Origin of the sequence: Streptomyces sp. NPDC091292, assembly GCF_044757265.1 — a bacterium.
In the GTDB taxonomy this organism is placed as follows: Bacteria; Actinomycetota; Actinomycetes; order Streptomycetales; family Streptomycetaceae; genus Streptomyces.
Genome location: NZ_JBIVUQ010000001.1, coordinates 1,284,125 through 1,301,858, shown reverse-complemented (window position 1 = coordinate 1,301,858; position 17,734 = coordinate 1,284,125). Strand labels below are relative to the sequence as shown.

Sequence of the window (17,734 nt, the reverse complement as noted above, 5' to 3'; positions counted from 1 at the left end):
GGGCCCGTGACCTCTTGCACACCACGGGCTAGGGTGGCCATGTAGCACTCGCGGGAGCCCGGACGGACCGGGCTGAGAGGGAGGCTGGGCGGCCTCCGACCGTACGAACCTGATCCGGGTCATGCCGGCGAAGGGAGGGGCTGGACGCCCATGTCGCGTACCTCCGACACCCCAAGCGACACCTCAAGCAACTCGAACCCCATAGAGAACAGCACCGAGAGCAGCACCGAGAGCAGCACCGAGAACACCAGCGACGGAAACGCCTCGGACGTACTGGTCGTCGGGGGCGGCATCATCGGGCTCGTGAGCGCCTGGCGGGCCGCCCAGCGCGGACTCCGTACGGCGGTCGTGGACCCCGAACCCGGTGGTGGCGCCGCCCAGGTCGCGGCCGGAATGCTCGCCGCCGTCACCGAACTGCACTACGGCGAGGAGACCCTGCTCGGCCTCAACCTCGCATCGGCGCGCCGCTATCCGGAGTTCGTCGCCGAACTCACCGAGGCGACCGGACTCGACCTCGGCCACCGCGTCTGCGGCACCCTCGCCGTCGCGCTCGACGCCGACGACCGCGCCCACCTCCGGGAGCTGCACGCCCTCCAGAGGCGCTGCGGCCTGGAGTCGGAGTGGCTGTCCGGGCGCGAGTGCCGGCGGCTTGAGCCGATGCTCGCGCCGGGCGTACGCGGCGGCCTGCGGGTCGACGGTGACCACCAGATCGACCCGAGACGGCTCGCCACGGCCCTTCTGACGGCCTGCGAGCGCGCCGGGGTGGTCTTCCGCCGTCAGTGGGCCCGACGGCTCTCAGTGGTACGGGACCGGGCCGCCGGAACCGTCCTGGCCGACGGCTCCCGGCTCACCGCGGATCAGGTGGTCCTCGCGGCGGGCAGCCTCAGCGGCCGGCTCGCGGGCGTACCCGCCGCCGTCCTGCCGCCGGTGCGCCCCGTGAAGGGCCAGGTGCTCCGGCTCACCGTGCCGCGCCGGTACGCGCCGTTCCTGAGCCGGACCGTACGGGCCGTCGTCCGGGGCAGCCACGTCTACCTCGTACCGCGCGAGAACGGCGAACTGGTCGTCGGCGCCACCAGCGAGGAGCTGGGCTGGGACACCACGGTCACCGCGGGCGGTGTGTACGAGCTGCTGCGGGACGCGCACGAACTGGTGCCCGGCATCACCGAACTGCCGCTGACCGAGACCCGCGCGGGCCTGCGCCCCTGCTCACCGGACAACGCGCCCCTGCTCGGCCCGACCGATCTGCCGGGCCTGCACCTGGCCACCGGCCATTTCCGCAACGGCGTCCTGCTGACGCCCGTCACCGGCGACATCGTCGCCGAGGCCCTTGTCACCGGTGAACTCCCGGCCGAGGCAAGGCCCTTCGCACCCCAACGCTTCGGCGCCAGCGCGCCCGTACCCGTGGAGCTGCCCGTATGACCGCGTCGGTACCACCGTCGACCTCCCCCTCGCTCCCCGCCTCCGCCTCCGTCTCCGTCTCCGTCAACGGCGAGGCGCGTGACGTGCCGGCCGGCACCACCCTCGACGTGCTCGTCGCGACGGTCGCCCCGGCACCGTCCGGTGTCGCCGCGGCCCTCAACGAAACCGTTGTCCCCCGCGCGCGGTGGTCCGCCACCACGCTCGCCGACGGCGACCGCGTGGAAGTCCTCACCGCCGTCCAGGGAGGCTGACCGCCATGGCCGACGATCCGCTTGTCATCGGCGGTACGTCCTTCACGTCCCGGCTGATCATGGGTACGGGCGGTGCGCCCAGCCTCGACGTCCTGGAGCGGTCCCTGATCGCGTCCGGCACGGAGCTGACGACGGTGGCGATGCGCCGCGTCGACCCGGGCACCCAGGGCTCGGTGCTCTCCGTGCTCGAACGGCTCGGGATCCAGGTGCTGCCCAACACGGCGGGCTGTTTCACCGCCGGTGAGGCCGTGCTGACGGCACGCCTCGCGCGCGAGGCGCTCGGTACGGAGCTGGTGAAGCTGGAGGTGATCGCCGACGAGCACACGCTGCTGCCCGATCCGGTGGAGCTTCTCGACGCGGCCGAGACCCTGGTCGACGACGGGTTCACCGTGCTGCCGTACACCAATGACGATCCCGTGCTGGCGCGGAAACTGGAGGACGTGGGGTGTGCGGCCGTGATGCCGCTGGGGTCGCCCATCGGGTCCGGGCTCGGGATCCGGAATCCGCACAATTTCCAGTTGATCGTGGAGCGGGCCGGGGTGCCGGTGATTCTGGACGCGGGGGCCGGGACGGCGTCCGACGCGGCGCTCGCGATGGAGTTGGGGTGTGCCGGGGTGATGCTCGCGTCGGCCGTTACGCGGGCTCAGGTGCCGGTGTTCATGGCGGAGGCGATGCGGAAGGCCGTCGAAGCGGGCCGGCTCGCCTCCCGGGCAGGGCGGATTCCCCGGCGCCTGTACGGCACCGCCAGCTCTCCCACGGAGGGCCTGGCCTCCCTCGACCCGGAGCGCCCGGCCTTCTAGGTCGCAGGCGTCACAGGTGTGCTTCAGTCGTGGACCCGTCCCGCCACTGTCCGGTCAGGCCGAGCGCGGCGCCTCGTAGACTCGCGGGCGTGGACACGACCCTTCAGGACCCGCTTGTCGGGCAGGTGCTCGACGGCCGGTACCGCGTCGACGCACGTATCGCGGTCGGCGGGATGGCCACGGTCTACCGGGCCATGGACACCCGCCTCGACCGTGTGCTCGCGCTCAAGGTGATGCACCCCACGCTGGCCGCCGACGTCTCGTTCGTCGAGCGGTTCATCCGTGAGGCCAAGTCGGTGGCGCGGCTGTCGCACCCCAATGTGGTCGGTGTCTACGACCAGGGCGCCGACGGGGCGTACGTGTACCTGGCCATGGAGTACGTCGCCGGGTGCACCCTGCGGGACGTGCTGCGCGAGCGCGGGGCGCTGCGGCCGAGGGCGGCCCTCGACATCCTGGAACCGGTCCTGGCCGCGCTCGGCGCCGCGCACCGGGCGGGGTTCGTGCACCGGGACATGAAGCCGGAGAACGTCCTCATAGGGGACGACGGCCGGGTCAAGGTCGCGGACTTCGGTCTCGTACGGGCCGTGGACACCGTGACGAACACGACCGGCGCCGTCCTCGGCACCGTCTCCTATCTCGCCCCGGAACAGATCGAGCACGGCACCGCGGACCCCCGTGTCGACGTGTACGCGTGCGGGGTGGTCCTCTACGAGATGCTGACGGGCGCCAAACCGCGCTCCGGCGACTCCCCCGCGCAGGTGCTCTACCAGCACCTCAACGAGGACGTACCGCCGCCGTCGGCCACCGTGCCGGGGCTGCCGTACGAGCTGGACGACCTGGTCGCGGCGGCGACCGCCCGTACCCCCGAGGTCCGGCCGCACGACGCGGTGGCCCTGCTGGCGCGGACCCGTGAGGCGCGGGCCGGGCTCACCGACGCGCAGTTGGACGCGGTGCCGCCCCGGGCGCGGGCCGAGGACGGGCGGGACATCTCCGACGACCGTACGAGCGTCATCCCGCGCGCGTTGGCGTTTCAGATGCCGTTGCCGGTGAACGAGGACGACGACGCGGACGGATTCCACCGCACCAGCCGCCTGGAGATGCCGCCGCCGTCCGGTCCCGCGCCCCGCTACCGGCGCTCCCGGCGCGGCCCGCTCGCGGCCGTGGTCGCCGTGCTCCTGGTGCTCGGTCTGGGCGCCGGTGTCTGGTACATCAACTCGGGCCAGTTCACGAAGGTCCCGGCGCTGCTCACGCAGTCCGAGGCGGACGCCAGGAAGCGGCTCGCGGACGCCGGTCTCGACGTGGGTGAGGTCAAGCGCGCGTACAGCGACACCGATCCGAAGGGCACCGTCGTCGCCACCGACCCCGCGGCGGGGACCCGTATCCGCGACAACGGCAAGGTCGGGCTGACGCTCTCGCTGGGCCCCGAGACGGTGAAGGTGCCCGATGTCGAGGGCCTGCCGCTGGCCGGCGCGCGGACCCGGCTCAAGGACGCCGGACTCGAACCGGGCATGGTCACGCAGGAGTTCAGCGACGCGATCGACCAGGGCGCCGTGATCCGTACGGACCCGGCGGCCCGGGAGTCCCGCAGGGCCGGCTCGGCCGTGGCCATCACCGTCAGCAAAGGCGCCCCCGTGGACGTCCCCGATGTGACGGGCGAGTCCGTGGACGACGCGACCGAGGAGCTGACGGACGCGGGCCTCAAGGTGGAGATCGCCACCGAGCAGGTCACGTCGGAGTTCGACGCGGGCGAGGTCGCCCGGCAGTCCCCCGGCGCCGACAGCCAGGCCGCCGAGGGCGACACGATCACGCTGACGGTCTCCAAGGGGCCCGAGATGGTCGAGGTCCCGGACGTCGTGGGACAGAACGTGGACGACGCCAAGCGGACGCTGGAGAGCGCGGGCTTCAAGGTCAGCGAGGACCGCGGGCTGCTGGGGCTGTTCGGCGACACCGTGAAGAGCCAGTCCGTGGAGGGCGGCGACGAGGCGCCCAAGAACTCCACCATCACCCTCACGATCCGCTGAGGTACGCGCGCGTGACACCCTGAAACGTGTGACCAGCACCCAGTCCCGTAACCCCGTCGGCGGCCATGTCCCCGTGGCGGGCGGCCTCGCGAAGGTCGGCATCGGCTACGCGCGCGAGATGGGCGACGAGACCATTCAGGTCTTCGTCGCCAATCCGCGCGGGTGGGCGACCCCCGCGGGCAACCCCCGGCAGGACGAGGAGTTCCGCGCGACCTGCGCCGCCGAGAACATCCCCGTGTACGTCCACGCGCCGTATCTGATCAATTTCGGCTCGCACACCGAGGCGACCGTCGACCTGTCCGTGGAGTCGCTGCGGCACTCACTGCGCCGGGCCCGCGTGATCGGCGCACTGGGCGTCGTCGTGCACACGGGCTCCGCGACCGGCGGCAGGCCGCGCGCGGTGGCCCTGGCGCAGGTACGGGAGCGGATGCTGCCGCTGCTTGACGAGCTGACGCACGACGACGACCCGTATCTGCTCCTGGAGTCGACGGCGGGTCAGGGCGCCTCGCTCTGCTCACGCACCTGGGACTTCGGGCCGTACTTCGACGCGCTGGACGCCCATCCGAAGCTGGGCATCTGCCTGGACACCTGCCACATCTTCGCCGCGGGGCACGACCTGACCGGCCCTGACGGCATGGCGCAGACGCTCGATCTGCTGGTGGACACGGTCGGCGAGGGGCGGCTGCGGCTGATCCACGCCAATGACTCGCAGGACGTGGTGGGCGCCCACAAGGACCGGCACGCGAACATCGGCGCCGGGCAGATCGGCGAGGAGCCGTTCCGGGCCCTGATGCGGCATCCGGCGACCGAGGGCGTGCCCCTGATCGTCGAGACGCCCGGGGGCAAGGAGGGCCACGCGACGGACGTGGCGCTCCTCAAGAAGCTCCGGGGTACCCCATAGAGGTATACGGCATCACAGCTCGGGGCCGTCCCCTGGCTCCTCCTGATAGGAGTAGCGCTGCTCGCGCCAGGGGTCACCGATGTTGTGGTAGCCCCGCTCCTCCCAGAAACCCCGGCGGTCGGCGGTCATGTACTCGATACCCCGGACCCACTTCGGGCCCTTCCAGGCGTACAGATGGGGCACCACGAGGCGGAGCGGGAAGCCGTGCTCGGCGGTGAGCAGCTCGCCGTCCTTGTGGGTGGCGAACATCGTCCGCTCGGTCAGGAAGTCGTCGAGCCGCAGATTCGAACTGAAGCCGTACTCGGCCCAGACCATCACATGGGTGACGCTCGGCGCGGGGGGCGCGAGTTCCAGGACCGTGCGGGCCAGGACACCGCCCCACTCGGCGCCGAGCATGCTGAATTTGGTGACGCAGTGCAGATCGGCCACCACCGTGGCGTACGGCAGGGCCGAGAACTCGTCGTGGTTCCAGCAGTGCTTGTCGCCGTCGGCCGTCGCACCGAAGACCCTGAACTCCCATCGCTCGGGCCGGAACTTGGGCACCGGGCCGTAGTGCGTCACGGGCCAGCCGCGCTGGAGCCGCTGTCCCGGTGGAAGCTCCGACGCCCCTGCCTGTCCAGATTCGCGCCCCACCGGATGACCCATGTCTCCATCCTGACAGACCCACGACAGTGGCCGTGACCAGCCCGGTCCGGCCCACCGGGCACCACCCGGCCCCGCCCGCACCACAGCCTCGACCCGTCCGCACCACCGCCTCGCTCCGCCCTCACTCCGCCCTCACTCCGGCTTCGATTCGGGCAACTCCTACTAAGCATGCACTTACTGGACGGCCCCCGGTGCCGATGCGAGGATGCGCCCACCTGCCCCCGACCCCCGTCCCCGTCCGGAAGGAGCCTCTGCGATGCAGGGCGACCCCGAGGTCATCGAATTCCTCAATGAGCAGCTCACCGCCGAGCTGACGGCGATCAACCAGTACTTCCTGCACGCGAAGATGCAGGAGAACTTCGGCTGGACGAAGCTCGCCAAGTACACCCGGGCCGAGTCGTTCGACGAGATGAAGCACGCGGAGGTGCTGACCGACCGGATCCTGTTCCTTGAGGGCCTGCCCAACTATCAGCGGCTCTTCCATGTCCGGGTCGGGCAGACGGTCACTGAGATGTTCCAGGCGGACCGGCAGATCGAGGTCGAGGCCATCGACCGGCTGAAGCGGGGGATCGAGGTGATGCGGGCCAAGGCGGACATCACATCGGCCAAGATCTTCGAGGACATCCTCAAGGACGAGGAGCACCACATCGACTATCTCGACACCCAACTGGAACTGGTCGAGAAGCTCGGCGAAGCGCTCTACATCGCCCAGGTCATCGAGCAGCCGGACAGCTGAGCCGGGGTCGACGGCCCACCCGGACGGCCGACCGCGCCGGCGGAACGTTCAGGCGGCTTCGGCGGGCTCCGAGGCGGACAGCTCCGCGAACGCCGGGCGCCCCTCGTCGGCGGCCACCCGGCTGGGGCACGCGCCACGGCCGAGCAGCGCCTGAATGCGGCGTACGCACGAACCGCAGTCCGTGCCCGCTTTGCAGGCCGAAGCGATCTGGCGCGGGGTGCAGGCACCCGACTCCGCATGCCGCTTCACCTGCGCCTCGGTGACTCCGAAGCAGTTGCAGACGTACACGCGGGTTCACCTCCCGGGCGGGATCGCTGATCAGGGGCCGCCCCGAAGAGTCGGTGAGGCTAACCTAACCTTACCCGCCGTCCGGGGTGGGCAAAAGTCCCCTTGACGCAGGTGGGGCGCGGATCACATCGATCCGCGCCCCACCCGCGTCTGTGCGCCGGTGTCACTGGTCCCGGTACATCTCCGCGACCAGGAACGCGAGGTCCAGGGACTGGCTGCGGTTGAGCCGGGGGTCGCACGCCGTCTCGTAGCGCTGGTGGAGATCGTCGACGAAGATCTCGTCGCCGCCGCCCACGCACTCCGTGACGTCGTCGCCGGTCAGCTCGACGTGGATGCCGCCGGGGTGGGTGCCGAGGGCCTTGTGGACCTCGAAGAAGCCCTTGACCTCGTCCAGTACGTCGTCGAAGCGGCGGGTCTTGTGGCCGGACGCGGCCTCGAAGGTGTTGCCGTGCATCGGGTCCGTCACCCACGCGACGGTCGCGCCGGAGGCCGTGACCTTCTCGACCAGCTCGGGGAGCTTGTCGCGGACCTTGTCGGCGCCCATGCGGACGATGAAGGTCAGCCGGCCGGGCTCGCGGTCCGGGTCGAGGCGGTCGATGTACGTGAGCGCCTCGTCCACCGTCGTCGTCGGGCCGAGCTTGATGCCGATCGGGTTGCGGATCTTCGACGCGAACTCGATGTGCGCGCCGTCGAGCTGCCGGGTCCGTTCACCGATCCACACCATGTGCCCGGAGACGTCGTACAGATGGCCCGTGCGGGAGTCGACGCGGGTCAGCGCGGACTCGTAGTCGAGGAGCAGCGCCTCGTGCGAGGCGAAGAACTCGACGGTCTTGAACTCCTCCGGGTCCGTGCCGCAGGCCCGCATGAAGTTCAGGGCGTTGTCGATCTCGCGGGCCAGCTGCTCGTACCGCTGGCCGGACGGGGACGACTTCACGAAGTCCTGGTTCCAGGCGTGCACCTGGCGCAGATCCGCGTATCCGCCCGTGGTGAAGGCGCGCACCAGGTTCAGCGTGGAGGCGGACGCGTGGTACATCCGCTTCAGGCGCTCGGGGTCCGGGACGCGCTCCGCCTCGGTGAAGGCGAAGCCGTTGACGGAGTCGCCGCGGTAGGTCGGCAGCGTGGTGCCGTCGCGGGTCTCGGTCGGCTTGGACCGCGGCTTCGAGTACTGCCCGGCGATCCGGCCCACCTTCACGACGGGCACGGACGCGGCGTACGTGAGGACGGCGCCCATCTGGAGGAGGGTCTTCAGCTTGGCGCGGATCTGGTCGGCGCCGACACCGTCGAAGGACTCCGCGCAGTCCCCGCCCTGGAGCAGGAACGCCTCGCCCCTGGCAACGGCTCCCATCCGGGCACGCAGCTGGTCGCACTCCCCGGCGAAGACGAGCGGGGGATAGCTTTCGAGCTCGGCGATCACATCGCGCAGAGCCTCGGCATCGGGGTACTCGGGCTGCTGCGCCGCGGGCAGGTTCCGCCAGGTGTTGCCAGCGCTCGCGCTGGGCTTAGCGTTCACGGTCACCTCGCCCACATTACGGGGTCGTGTCGGGCGTCCACCCCAGCGCTCACGTTGTGAGACAAGATGTCCGTGGGACGGGCCGGGCGTCGCGTGGTCGGGCGGCGGACGTCGGGTAGGGTGCGTGACATGTTCGCGCACTCGCTCCCCAGCTCCGTTCAGAACTGGTGGTGGACCGCTCATCCGGCGGCCCACTGACTGCGCGTACCCGATCACGCGAAGGCCGCCCGAGGGGCGGCCTTCTTCCGTTTCCGGGGCCGTTCCTCCTCCGATCCACCCGTACGCGATGCGCGTACGGACCCAACCGGAAGGAACGAACCCATGGCCCCCATGGATCTGCGCCGCCTGCTCGACGCCGACTGCCCCCCGTTCGCGCTGCTGCGCCGCCGTACGCCCGGCCATGACCACGACACTGTGGAGGTGCTGCTCGGGCCGGTGCGGAATGTCGAGCGGCTGGCGGACATCCCGGTGGGCGACCGGCCGTCGCTGGCTCTCGTGCCGTTCCGGCAGATCCGGGAGCGCGGCTTCGACGTCCGCGACGAGGGCACCCCGCTGGCCGTCCTGACCGCCGACGAGACGTACGAGCTGCCGCTCGCGGACGCCCTGGCGCAGTTGCCGGCGCACGGGGTGCGGGTCGAGGGCGGCGGGTTCGACGTGGCCGACGACGCGTACGCCGAGATCGTCGGGCGGGTGCTGCGCGAGGAGATCGGGCGGGGCGAGGGCGCCAACTTCGTGATCCGGCGGACGTACACGGGGGAGATCCCCGGGTTCGGGCGGGCGGACGCGCTGGCGCTGTTCCGGCGGCTGCTGGTGGGCGAGCAGGGCGCGTACTGGACGTTCGTGGTGCACACCGGGGAGCGGACGCTGGTCGGCGCGAGCCCGGAGGCGCATGTGCGGATGAGCGGCGGCACGGTCGTGATGAACCCGATCAGCGGGACCTACCGCTACCCGGCGGGCGGCCCGACCGCCGAAGGGCTGCTCGGTTTCCTCGCCGACGGCAAGGAGATCGAGGAGCTGTCGATGGTCGTCGACGAGGAGCTGAAGATGATGTGCACCGTCGGCGACATGGGCGGGGTCGTCGTCGGTCCCCGGCTCAAGGAGATGGCCCATCTCGCGCACACGGAGTACGAGTTGCGGGGCCGCTCCTCGCTGGATGTGCGCGAGGTGCTGAAGGAGACCATGTTCGCGGCGACGGTGACCGGATCCCCGGTGCAGAACGCGTGCCGGGTCATCGAGCGGTACGAGCCCCTGGGACCCGACGGCGCGGCACGCGCGTACTACGCGGGCGCGCTGGCGCTGATCGGGCGGGACGCCGGGGGCGCGCAGACCCTGGACTCCCCCATCCTGATCAGGACCGCCGACATCGACGCGGCCGGGCGGCTGCGGGTGCCGGTCGGCGCGACGCTGGTGCGCGGCTCGGACCCGCACGGCGAGGTCGCCGAGACCCACGCCAAGGCGGCGGGCGTCCTGACCGCCCTTGGGGTGCTGCCCGCACGGCCCGGCACGGCGGACGTACGCCCAGTCCTGGCCGACGATGCCCGGGTGCGGGCCGCGCTGGACGGGCGGCGGGCGGGGCTCGCGCCGTTCTGGCTGCGGATGCAGGAGCGGACGGACGGGCTGCGGGGGCATGCGCTGGTCGTGGACGGCGAGGACACCTTCACGGCGATGCTCGCGCATGTGCTGCGCTCGTCGGGGCTCGACGTGACGGTACGGCGGTACGACGAGGAGGGGCTGCGCACGGCGGTCGTCCGGCACCCGGGCCCGGTGGTGATCGGCCCGGGGCCCGGCGATCCGACGGACACGGCCGACCCGAAGATGCGGTTCCTGCGGTCGCTGGCGGCCGAGCTGATCAGGGGGCACGCGCACGGGGTCCTGGGCGTGTGTCTGGGGCATGAGCTGATCGCGGCCGAACTCGGGCTCGACCTCGTCCGCAAGGAGGTGCCGTACCAGGGCGCGCAGACCGGGATCGAGCTGTTCGGGCGGACGGAGACCGTCGGCTTCTACAACAGTTTCGTGGCGCGCTGCGACGACGACACGGCCCTGGAGCTGGCCGCGCACGGGGTCGAGGTCAGCCGGGACACCCGCACCGGCGAGGTGCACGCGCTGCGCGGACCGGGGTTCACGGGCGTGCAGTTCCACCCCGAGTCGGTGCTGTCGCTGCGCGGGGCGGGGATCGTGCGGGAACTGCTCGGTCAGCTGGTGGGGGCGGCCGGTACGAGGACGTTCTCGGAGCGGCGGCCCGCGCGGTAGTCGAGGATGTTGTGCAGGGTCGTGTCGATGATCTGCTGGACGGCGTCGCGGGTGTAGTACGCCTGGTGCGAGGTGACGACGACGTTCGGGAAGGTGACGAGGCGGGCCAGGGTGTCGTCCTCGACGGCCTCCAGGGACTTGTCGAGGAAGAACAGCCCGGCCTCCGCCTCGTACACATCGAGCCCGACGCCCGTGAAGCGGCCCTCGCGCAGTTCGGCGACGAGGGCCCGGGTGTCGATGAGGCCGCCCCTGCTGGAGTTCACGAGGACGGCGTCGTCCTTCATCGCCTTGAGGGCGGCGGCGTCCACGAGGTGGTGGGTGTCCGGCAGCAGCGGGACGTGCAGGCTGATCAGGTCGGACTCGGCGAACAGCCGGTCCTTGCCGGTGTACTCCATGCCGAGCGCGGTGCAGGCCGGGTTCTCGGCGATGTCCCAGCCGAGCAGCCGCATCCCGAAGCCGTGGGCGATCCGGGTGAACGCCTCGCCGATCTTGCCGGTGCCGACGACTCCGGCGGTGCGGCCGTGCAGATCGCGGCCCATCAGCCCGTCGAGGCGGAAGTCGAAGTCGCGGGTGCGGTTGGAGGCGCGGACGATACGGCGGTTGACGGCCATACCCAGGGTCCAGGCGAACTCGGCGACCGAGTACGGCGAGTAGAAGGAGACGCGGGCGACGGTCATGCCGAGGCGTTCGGCGACGGGGAGGTCGATGTTGTTGAAGCCGGTGGAGCGCTGGGCGATCATCTGGGTGCCGCCGGCCGCGAGGGTCTGGAGGACCCGGTGGCCGAGGTCCGCGTTGACGCTGGTGGAGATCGTCTCGTAGCCCGCCGCGATCGGGGCGGTGTCCTCGTTGAGGAAGACGTCCAGACACCGCACCTCGTGGTGGCCGGCGAACGCCTGCTCGATGAGGGGCCGCTCGTCGGACTGCACACCGAAGGCCAGGATTTCCATGGGCGCTCCCGTCACTCCCGCGAGGGGTGGTCACCGCCGAATATAGGGCGGTGACCACCTGGCCGCGCGGTACGGGCCCGGTGCGTCGGTCGGCCGGTGGGCCGGCCGAGCCGTCAGGTCAGCCGAAGAAGACGCCGACCTCCTTGTACAGCTCCGGGTCGACCGTCTTCAGCTTGGCCGTGGCCTCCGCGATCGGGACGCGGACGATGTCCGTGCCGCGCAGGGCGACCATCTTGCCGAAGTCGCCGTCCCGTACGGCGTCGATCGCGTGCAGCCCGAAGCGGGTGGCGAGCCAGCGGTCGAACGCGCTCGGCGTCCCGCCGCGCTGGACGTGCCCGAGGACGGTGGTCCTGGCCTCCTTGCCCGTACGGGACTCGATCTCCTTGGCCAGCCACTCGCCGACGCCCGACAGCCGCACATGCCCGAAGGAGTCGAGGGTGCCGTCCTTGAGCACCGCGTCCCCGTCCTTGGGCATCGCGCCTTCGGCGACGACCACGATCGGGGCGTACGAGGCCTTGAACCGTGACGTCACCCAGGCGCAGACCTGGTCGACGTCGAAGCGCTGTTCGGGGATGAGGATGACGTTGGCTCCGCCGGCGAGGCCCGAGTGCAGGGCGATCCAGCCGGCGTGCCGGCCCATCACCTCGACGACGAGGACCCGCATGTGCGACTCGGCGGTGGTGTGCAGCCGGTCGATCGCCTCGGTGGCGATGCCGACGGCGGTGTCGAAGCCGAAGGTGTAGTCGGTGGCCGACAGGTCGTTGTCGATGGTCTTGGGGACGCCGACGCACGGAATTCCGTACTCGTCGGACAGGCGCGCGGCGACGCCGAGGGTGTCCTCGCCGCCGATCGCGATGAGGGCTTCCACCTCCTGCTTGGCGAGGTTCTCCTTGATCCGGCGGACGCCGTTCTCCACTTTGAAAGGGTTGGTGCGCGAGGAACCGAGGATGGTGCCGCCGCGCGGCAGGATGCCACGCACCGAGGGGATGGCGAGCGGAATGCTGTCCCCCTCCACGGGACCCCGCCAACCGTCCCGGAAACCGACGAAGTCATAGCCGTACTCCTGCACGCCCTTGCGGACGATGCCCCGGATGACGGCGTTGAGCCCGGGGCAGTCGCCGCCTCCGGTCAGTACTCCGACGCGCATGGAAGTGTCCCTTCGCTCTGGGATGAGCCGATGGGGGCCACGCTAGTAGTGATCCACGTCACTCCGGGATGGGTCGCATGGTCAATTCCGGGGCGATTGTGGGGAGTTGATCACTGGGTGTTCACTCGAAGGAGGGGTCGGCGAAGGAAGGCTGACGGGCAACACCGCTGACCGGGGCGGCGGTCATGGGGCGGTCACGCGGCGGTCACGCGTCGTCGAGGCCGCGCTCTATCGCGTACCGCACCAGCTCGACGCGGTTGTGCAGTTGGAGTTTGCCCAGGGTGTTCTGGACGTGGTTCTGCACGGTGCGGTGCGAGATGACCAGGCGCTCGGCGATCTGCTTGTAGCTCAGGCCCTTGGCGACCAGCCGCAGCACCTCCGTCTCACGGTCGGTGAGCTGGGGCGCCTTGGGCTCGTCGGGCGCCGATGGCGCGGGGTCGGACGCGAGCCTGCGGTACTCGCCGAGGACGAGACCGGCGAGGCCCGGTGTGAACACCGCGTCGCCGACGGCGGTGCGGCGCACGGCGTCGATCAGCTCCTCGGTGGACGCCGACTTCAGCAGATAGCCGGTGGCGCCGGACTTGACCGCCTCCAGGACGTCCGCGTGCTCCCCGCTCGCCGACAGGACCAGGACGCGCAGCGCGGGGTTGGCGCCGACGAGTTCCTTGCAGACCTGGACGCCCGGCTTGGCGGGCAGGTTGAGGTCGAGGACGAGGACGTCGGGTCCCGCGGCAGGCGCGCGGCGCACCGCCTGCTCGCCGTCGCCCGCGGTGCCGACCACGTCGAACCCGGCCTCGGCGAGATCGCGTGCGACGGCGTCCCGCCACATCGGATGGTCGTCGACCACCATCACCTTGATCGGCCCGCCCGGCTCCTGGTGCTCGCTCACGGTCATCCCGCCGCCCCCTTCTCGTTCCGGCTCTCGTACCGGCCCACTCCTGCGCCCTGCCGCACCGTCATCGGTCCGCCTTCCCCCGTGGAACTCTCAGCTCTACTTCCGTGCCCTGGCCCGGTACCGACAGCAGTTCGGCCGTGCCGCCGATGTCCCGCAGCCGGCCGCGGATCGACAGGGCGACACCGAGGCGCCCCTCGCCCTCGGCCTGCGCGAGCCTCCCCTCGGGGATGCCCGGCCCGTCGTCCCGCACGGTCACGATCACCTCGTCCGGCTCGTCCTCGACCAGGATCCACGCCCTGGCACCGGCACCCGCGTGTCTGTCGACATTGTCCAGGGCGGCACTGACAGCGGCGGCCAGCTCCCGCGCCGCGACCGGTCCGAGCAGCACCGGAGCGCCCGGCTCCGACAGGGTTACGCGGGATCCGGCGTGCCGGGCGAGCAGCGACCGCAGATCGCGCGGCCCGTCGCCCTGCTCACCGTCGGGTTCCTCGACGGCCCGCACCAGGGCGCCCTGCGAAGCGTCCTCCGACGCGCGCGACGCGGGCACCATGCCGCCGGCGACGAGGGTGCGCAGCGCGACCTCCTGCTCGCCTGCCATCCGGCCCAGCTCGGCGGCCTCACCGCCCAGCGCGCTGCCGCGCCGCTGCACCATCGCGAGGACCTGGAGGACGCTGTCGTGGATGTCGCGCGCGAGGCGCTCGCGTTCCCGGGTCGCGGCCTCGATCTCCAGGGCGCGCGCGAGGGTGCGTTCGGAGGCGCGGGCCAGCTCCACGACGTAGCCGATGGCGATGGCCGCGACCCAGACGAGGAGGACGTTGTGCAGGGTGTCCCGGGTGATGTCGCCGCGCTGCACGATGTTGGCGACCCCGACGAGCGCCGACGCGCCGGCCGCCCAGCGCCAACCGCCCTTCAGCGCGTACGCGAGGACGGCGCCCGCCGTCCATATCGACGGGAGCGTGGGACCGCCGGAGGCGATGCGTTCGCCGGTGGCGGCGACGGGGGTGAGGAGGATGCCTGCCAGCGCGATGGTCAGGTCGGCGGCGAGGAACCGCTTGGTGCAGCGCGCGGCGCTCGCGACCTTGCCGAGCGTGGTGAGGGTCCAGACGACGAGGACGGCGTAGAAGGCGATGGCGACCGAGGGGCGCTCGAACTCGTCGTACGCGGAGATGAACAGGGCGATGGCGTACACCATCGTGAGGACGCGGTACGCGGTGAGCGCGCGCCACAGCGGCTGCTCGACCGACATCTTCATGACGCGTTCACGCCTGGCCATGTCCCCCACCCCTTGGGCGCCCTCCTGGACGCCCCTCTGCCCGGCGGGCCCGCCGCCGCTCAGCGGCCGGGCCGCTCCTGCCCGTCGCTGTCACCGTTCTGACCGGCCTGATCGGCCTGATCGGCCGCCGCCCGGTCCGTCTTCTGGGCCTTCGCGGCCTTCTCCGCCTTCGCGGCCTCCGCGATCTGCCGCTTGGCGGCGGTCGCGTAGATGTCGACGTACTCCTGACCCGAGAGCTTCATGATTTCGTACATGACCTCGTCGGTCACGGCCCGCAACACGAACCGGTCGTGCTCCATGCCCTGGTAGCGCTCGAAGTCGAGCGGCTTCCCGATCCGGATGCCGGGGCGCATCAGCTTCGGCATCACCTTGCCCGGCGGCTGGATCTTCTCGGTGTCGATCATCGCGACCGGGATCACCGGCGCGCCCGAGGCGAGCGCCACGCGCGCGAGGCCACCCGGTTTGCCACGGTAGAGACGGCCGTCGGGCGAGCGGGTGCCCTCCGGGTAGATGCCGAACAGCTCCCCGCGCTCGAGGACGTCGACACCGCTCTTGACGGCGGCCTCGCCCGCGCCGCGCGCGCCGGAGCGGTCGACGGGCAACTGTCCGACGCCCTTGAAGAAGGCGGCCGTCATGCGGCCCTTGATGCCAGGCGTGGTGAAGTACTCGGCCTTCGCGATGAACGTCACTTTGCGGTCGAGCACCGCGGGCAGGAAGAAGGAGTCGGAGAACGACAGATGGTTGCTCGCCAGGATGGCGGGACCCTCGGCGGGGATGTTCTCCAGGCCTTCCACCCAGGGCCTGAAGGCGAGCTTCAGCGGCCCTCCGATGGAAAACTTCATTGCGCCGTAGATCAACCGACTGCCTCCTGTGTCTGTCGGTCAGACCTTAACCCGCAGGGCGCGTGCGGGGCCCGACGACCCTGGTCGGTGTCAGTGCGGTCGCGTACGGTGAAGTACGCCGCTTCGCCGCGGCGCATCCCGAACGCCCCTCGCGTGCCGTGCGACCACGTCAGCCGCTCCCTTCACACGCGCACGTCCCGATCACCCGCACACGCCCCGATCACCCGCACACCCCCCGATCCCTTACACGGATCCCTTCACCCGGATCCCTTCACACGAACAGGAGACCGAAGGTGCCGGTCCTCCCTGGAGCCGAGCCGTACCGCCACGAGGGCGGCGAGGTCGGCGTCCTCCTCTGTCACGGATTCACCGGTTCCCCGCAGTCGCTCCGCCCCTGGGCGGAACATCTCGCCGAGCACGGTCTGACCGTTTCACTGCCGCTGCTGCCCGGACACGGCACACGCTGGGAGGACATGCAGGTCACCGGCTGGCAGGACTGGTACGCGGAGGTGGACCGCGAACTGAGCGCCCTCCGTGAGCGCTGCGACCAGGTCTTCGTCTTCGGCCTCTCGATGGGCGGCGCACTGACCCTGCGGCTCGCCGCGCGGCACGGAGACGCGGTCCGGGGTGTCGTCGTCGTCAACCCGGCGATCCAGATGCACGGGCTCGCGGCGAAGGCACTGCCCGTCGCCCGGCATCTGGTGCCCTCGATCAAGGGGCTGGTCAGCGACATCGCCAAGGAAGGCGTCGAAGAGGTCGGATATCACCGGGTGCCGCTGCACGCCGCGTATGCCCTGTCCAAGCTCTTCGGTGTGGTCGACGCGGAGCTGCCGCAGGTCACGCAGCCGATGCTGCTGCTGCACAGCGTGGTGGACCATGTGGTGCCGCCCGCCGACTCGGCCCGGATCCTGAGCCGCGTGTCGTCCACGGACGTCACCGAGATCCTGCTGGAACAGAGCTACCACGTCGCGACGTTGGACCACGACGCGGACCGGATCTTCGAGGAGAGCCTCGCGTTCATCGGCCGGCTCGCTCCCAGTGTCGGCAAGGAAGGGACGGCCACCGGTGGCTGAGCACGACGCGGACCGCGACGAAAGCCGCGACCCGGACAAGCGCCCGGTCCCCGGGGACCAGGACCCGGGCGGCGAAGCGGTGCCCATCGACGAGACGGCGGCCTGGGAGGCGATCGTCGCGGGGTACGGGACGGAGCCCCCGGACCCGCCGGGCGCCAAGCCGTTCAAGTCGATCGAGGACCTGGCCCTCCTGGAGGCGGAGCCGAACGGCACGGGGGACGACAGACCGGCGAAGGGCATGTCGAAGGACGCGGGACCGGGTGCCGAATCCAGCGCCGGCCCCGCCTCGGACTCCGGTTCCGGGCCCGGCTCGGGTTCCGGTTCCTCGGATGACGCCTCCGGCCCCGGCAAGCCCCTCGGCAGCTCGGTCGCCTTCGCCCCCGGCGTGGGACCGCGTGACTACACGGCGCCCGAACCCTCCGACGACGACTTCGACAGCGACGACGAAGGGCACTTCGTACCGCCCGAGCCGCCGCCGCTGCCCCCGGCCGACGTCACGGCCAAGTTCGCGTGGCTCGCGGTGCTCGGCGGGCCGGTCCTGCTGCTGCTCGCGGTGCTGCTCGGCTGGGAGATGACGTGGTGGCTGGCCACCGTCGGCATCGGCGGCTTCCTCGGCGGCTTCGGCACCCTGGTGATGCGGATGCGCCCGGACGACGAGGACGACGACCCGGGACGCGGCGCGGTGGTGTGACCCGGGGCGCGGCGGCACCAAGAGAGCCATGCCGCCGTAGACGCC

Annotated in this window: 18 protein-coding genes and 1 riboswitch; of the genes, 10 read left to right on the top strand and 8 right to left on the bottom strand. The window is 71.2% G+C overall.

Annotation, left to right across the window (positions count from 1 at the left end; genetic code table 11):
• Window positions 1-40 precede the first annotated feature (40 nt).
• Window positions 41-153, top strand: a riboswitch (TPP riboswitch).
• The 5 genes from thiO to ACIQNU_RS06370 all read left to right on the top strand — a co-directional run bounded on the left by thiO (window position 151) and on the right by ACIQNU_RS06370 (window position 5,392).
• Window positions 151-1,419, top strand: coding sequence for a glycine oxidase ThiO (thiO, locus tag ACIQNU_RS06390; protein ID WP_401361485.1), 1,269 nt, complete (start codon window positions 151-153; stop codon window positions 1,417-1,419). Its footprint overlaps the riboswitch before it by 3 nt.
• The gene (thiS, locus tag ACIQNU_RS06385; RefSeq protein WP_401361483.1) at window positions 1,416-1,670 is read left to right on the top strand and encodes a sulfur carrier protein ThiS; all 255 of its coding nucleotides are present in this window, start codon (window positions 1,416-1,418) and stop codon (window positions 1,668-1,670) included. Before thiO ends, thiS begins: the two co-directional genes overlap by 4 nt.
• 5 nt (window positions 1,671-1,675) lie before the next feature.
• Window positions 1,676-2,470, top strand: a complete 795-nt coding sequence (locus ACIQNU_RS06380) for a thiazole synthase (RefSeq protein ID WP_401361481.1) — start codon at window positions 1,676-1,678, stop codon at window positions 2,468-2,470.
• 89 nt (window positions 2,471-2,559) lie between these two features.
• Window positions 2,560-4,491, top strand: a complete 1,932-nt coding sequence (gene pknB / locus ACIQNU_RS06375; RefSeq protein WP_401361479.1) for a Stk1 family PASTA domain-containing Ser/Thr kinase — start codon at window positions 2,560-2,562, stop codon at window positions 4,489-4,491.
• 28 nt (window positions 4,492-4,519) lie between these two features.
• Window positions 4,520-5,392: a deoxyribonuclease IV gene (locus ACIQNU_RS06370; protein WP_401361478.1), complete on the top strand. Its 873-nt coding sequence runs from the start codon at window positions 4,520-4,522 to the stop codon at window positions 5,390-5,392.
• A gap of 12 nt (window positions 5,393-5,404) precedes the next feature.
• Here ACIQNU_RS06370 and ACIQNU_RS06365 read toward each other — a convergent pair whose 3' ends face one another.
• Window positions 5,405-6,037, bottom strand: a complete 633-nt coding sequence (locus ACIQNU_RS06365) for a sulfite oxidase-like oxidoreductase (protein ID WP_401361476.1) — start codon at window positions 6,035-6,037, stop codon at window positions 5,405-5,407.
• Between the two features lie 256 nt (window positions 6,038-6,293).
• Between ACIQNU_RS06365 and bfr the strand changes: the two genes are divergently transcribed.
• Window positions 6,294-6,773: a bacterioferritin gene (gene bfr / locus ACIQNU_RS06360; protein ID WP_401361474.1), complete on the top strand. Its 480-nt coding sequence runs from the start codon at window positions 6,294-6,296 to the stop codon at window positions 6,771-6,773.
• A gap of 48 nt (window positions 6,774-6,821) precedes the next feature.
• Here the strand turns inward: bfr and ACIQNU_RS06355 are convergent, their stop codons facing one another.
• Together ACIQNU_RS06355 and ACIQNU_RS06350 are read right to left on the bottom strand one after the other, a co-directional pair.
• Complete coding sequence (locus ACIQNU_RS06355) at window positions 6,822-7,061, bottom strand: bacterioferritin-associated ferredoxin (protein WP_401361472.1); 240 nt, start codon at window positions 7,059-7,061, stop codon at window positions 6,822-6,824.
• Window positions 7,062-7,224: 163 nt separating this feature from the next.
• The gene (locus tag ACIQNU_RS06350) at window positions 7,225-8,577 is read right to left on the bottom strand and encodes a class II 3-deoxy-7-phosphoheptulonate synthase (protein WP_401361470.1); all 1,353 of its coding nucleotides are present in this window, start codon (window positions 8,575-8,577) and stop codon (window positions 7,225-7,227) included.
• Between the two features lie 60 nt (window positions 8,578-8,637).
• Between ACIQNU_RS06350 and ACIQNU_RS06345 the strand changes: the two genes are divergently transcribed.
• A complete protein-coding gene (locus tag ACIQNU_RS06345; RefSeq protein ID WP_401361468.1) occupies window positions 8,638-8,769 on the top strand; it encodes a trp operon leader peptide in 132 nt (43 codons plus the stop codon).
• Between the two features lie 132 nt (window positions 8,770-8,901).
• Window positions 8,902-10,821 carry an anthranilate synthase family protein gene (locus tag ACIQNU_RS06340; RefSeq protein ID WP_401362488.1) on the top strand — a complete coding sequence of 640 codons (1,920 nt, stop codon included), beginning with the start codon at window positions 8,902-8,904 and terminating at the stop codon, window positions 10,819-10,821.
• On the opposite strand, the gene ACIQNU_RS06335 is transcribed toward ACIQNU_RS06340, so the two are convergent.
• From ACIQNU_RS06335 to ACIQNU_RS06315, 5 genes are all read right to left on the bottom strand, one after another.
• Window positions 10,764-11,768, bottom strand: coding sequence for a 2-hydroxyacid dehydrogenase (locus tag ACIQNU_RS06335; RefSeq protein ID WP_401361466.1), 1,005 nt, complete (start codon window positions 11,766-11,768; stop codon window positions 10,764-10,766). The genes ACIQNU_RS06340 and ACIQNU_RS06335 overlap by 58 nt on opposite strands.
• A 118-nt stretch (window positions 11,769-11,886) precedes the next feature.
• Window positions 11,887-12,915 carry a 6-phosphofructokinase gene (locus tag ACIQNU_RS06330; RefSeq protein WP_401361464.1) on the bottom strand — a complete coding sequence of 343 codons (1,029 nt, stop codon included), beginning with the start codon at window positions 12,913-12,915 and terminating at the stop codon, window positions 11,887-11,889.
• 205 nt (window positions 12,916-13,120) lie between these two features.
• On the bottom strand, window positions 13,121-13,810 hold the full coding sequence (locus ACIQNU_RS06325; protein ID WP_401361462.1) for a response regulator: 690 nt from the start codon (window positions 13,808-13,810) through the stop codon (window positions 13,121-13,123).
• Window positions 13,811-13,871: 61 nt separating this feature from the next.
• Window positions 13,872-15,083, bottom strand: a complete 1,212-nt coding sequence (macS, locus tag ACIQNU_RS06320; RefSeq protein ID WP_401361460.1) for a MacS family sensor histidine kinase — start codon at window positions 15,081-15,083, stop codon at window positions 13,872-13,874.
• A gap of 59 nt (window positions 15,084-15,142) precedes the next feature.
• Complete coding sequence (locus ACIQNU_RS06315; RefSeq protein WP_401361458.1) at window positions 15,143-15,925, bottom strand: lysophospholipid acyltransferase family protein; 783 nt, start codon at window positions 15,923-15,925, stop codon at window positions 15,143-15,145.
• 293 nt (window positions 15,926-16,218) lie between these two features.
• On the opposite strand from ACIQNU_RS06315, the gene ACIQNU_RS06310 reads away from it, so the two are divergent.
• Window positions 16,219-16,998, top strand: coding sequence for an alpha/beta hydrolase (locus tag ACIQNU_RS06310; protein WP_401361457.1), 780 nt, complete (start codon window positions 16,219-16,221; stop codon window positions 16,996-16,998).
• Window positions 16,991-17,689 (top strand): hypothetical protein, encoded by a 699-nt coding sequence (locus ACIQNU_RS06305; RefSeq protein WP_401361455.1) that lies wholly within the window; start codon window positions 16,991-16,993, stop codon window positions 17,687-17,689. The genes ACIQNU_RS06310 and ACIQNU_RS06305 overlap by 8 nt, the downstream gene beginning before the upstream one ends.
• The last annotated feature ends 45 nt before the right edge of the window (window positions 17,690-17,734 follow it).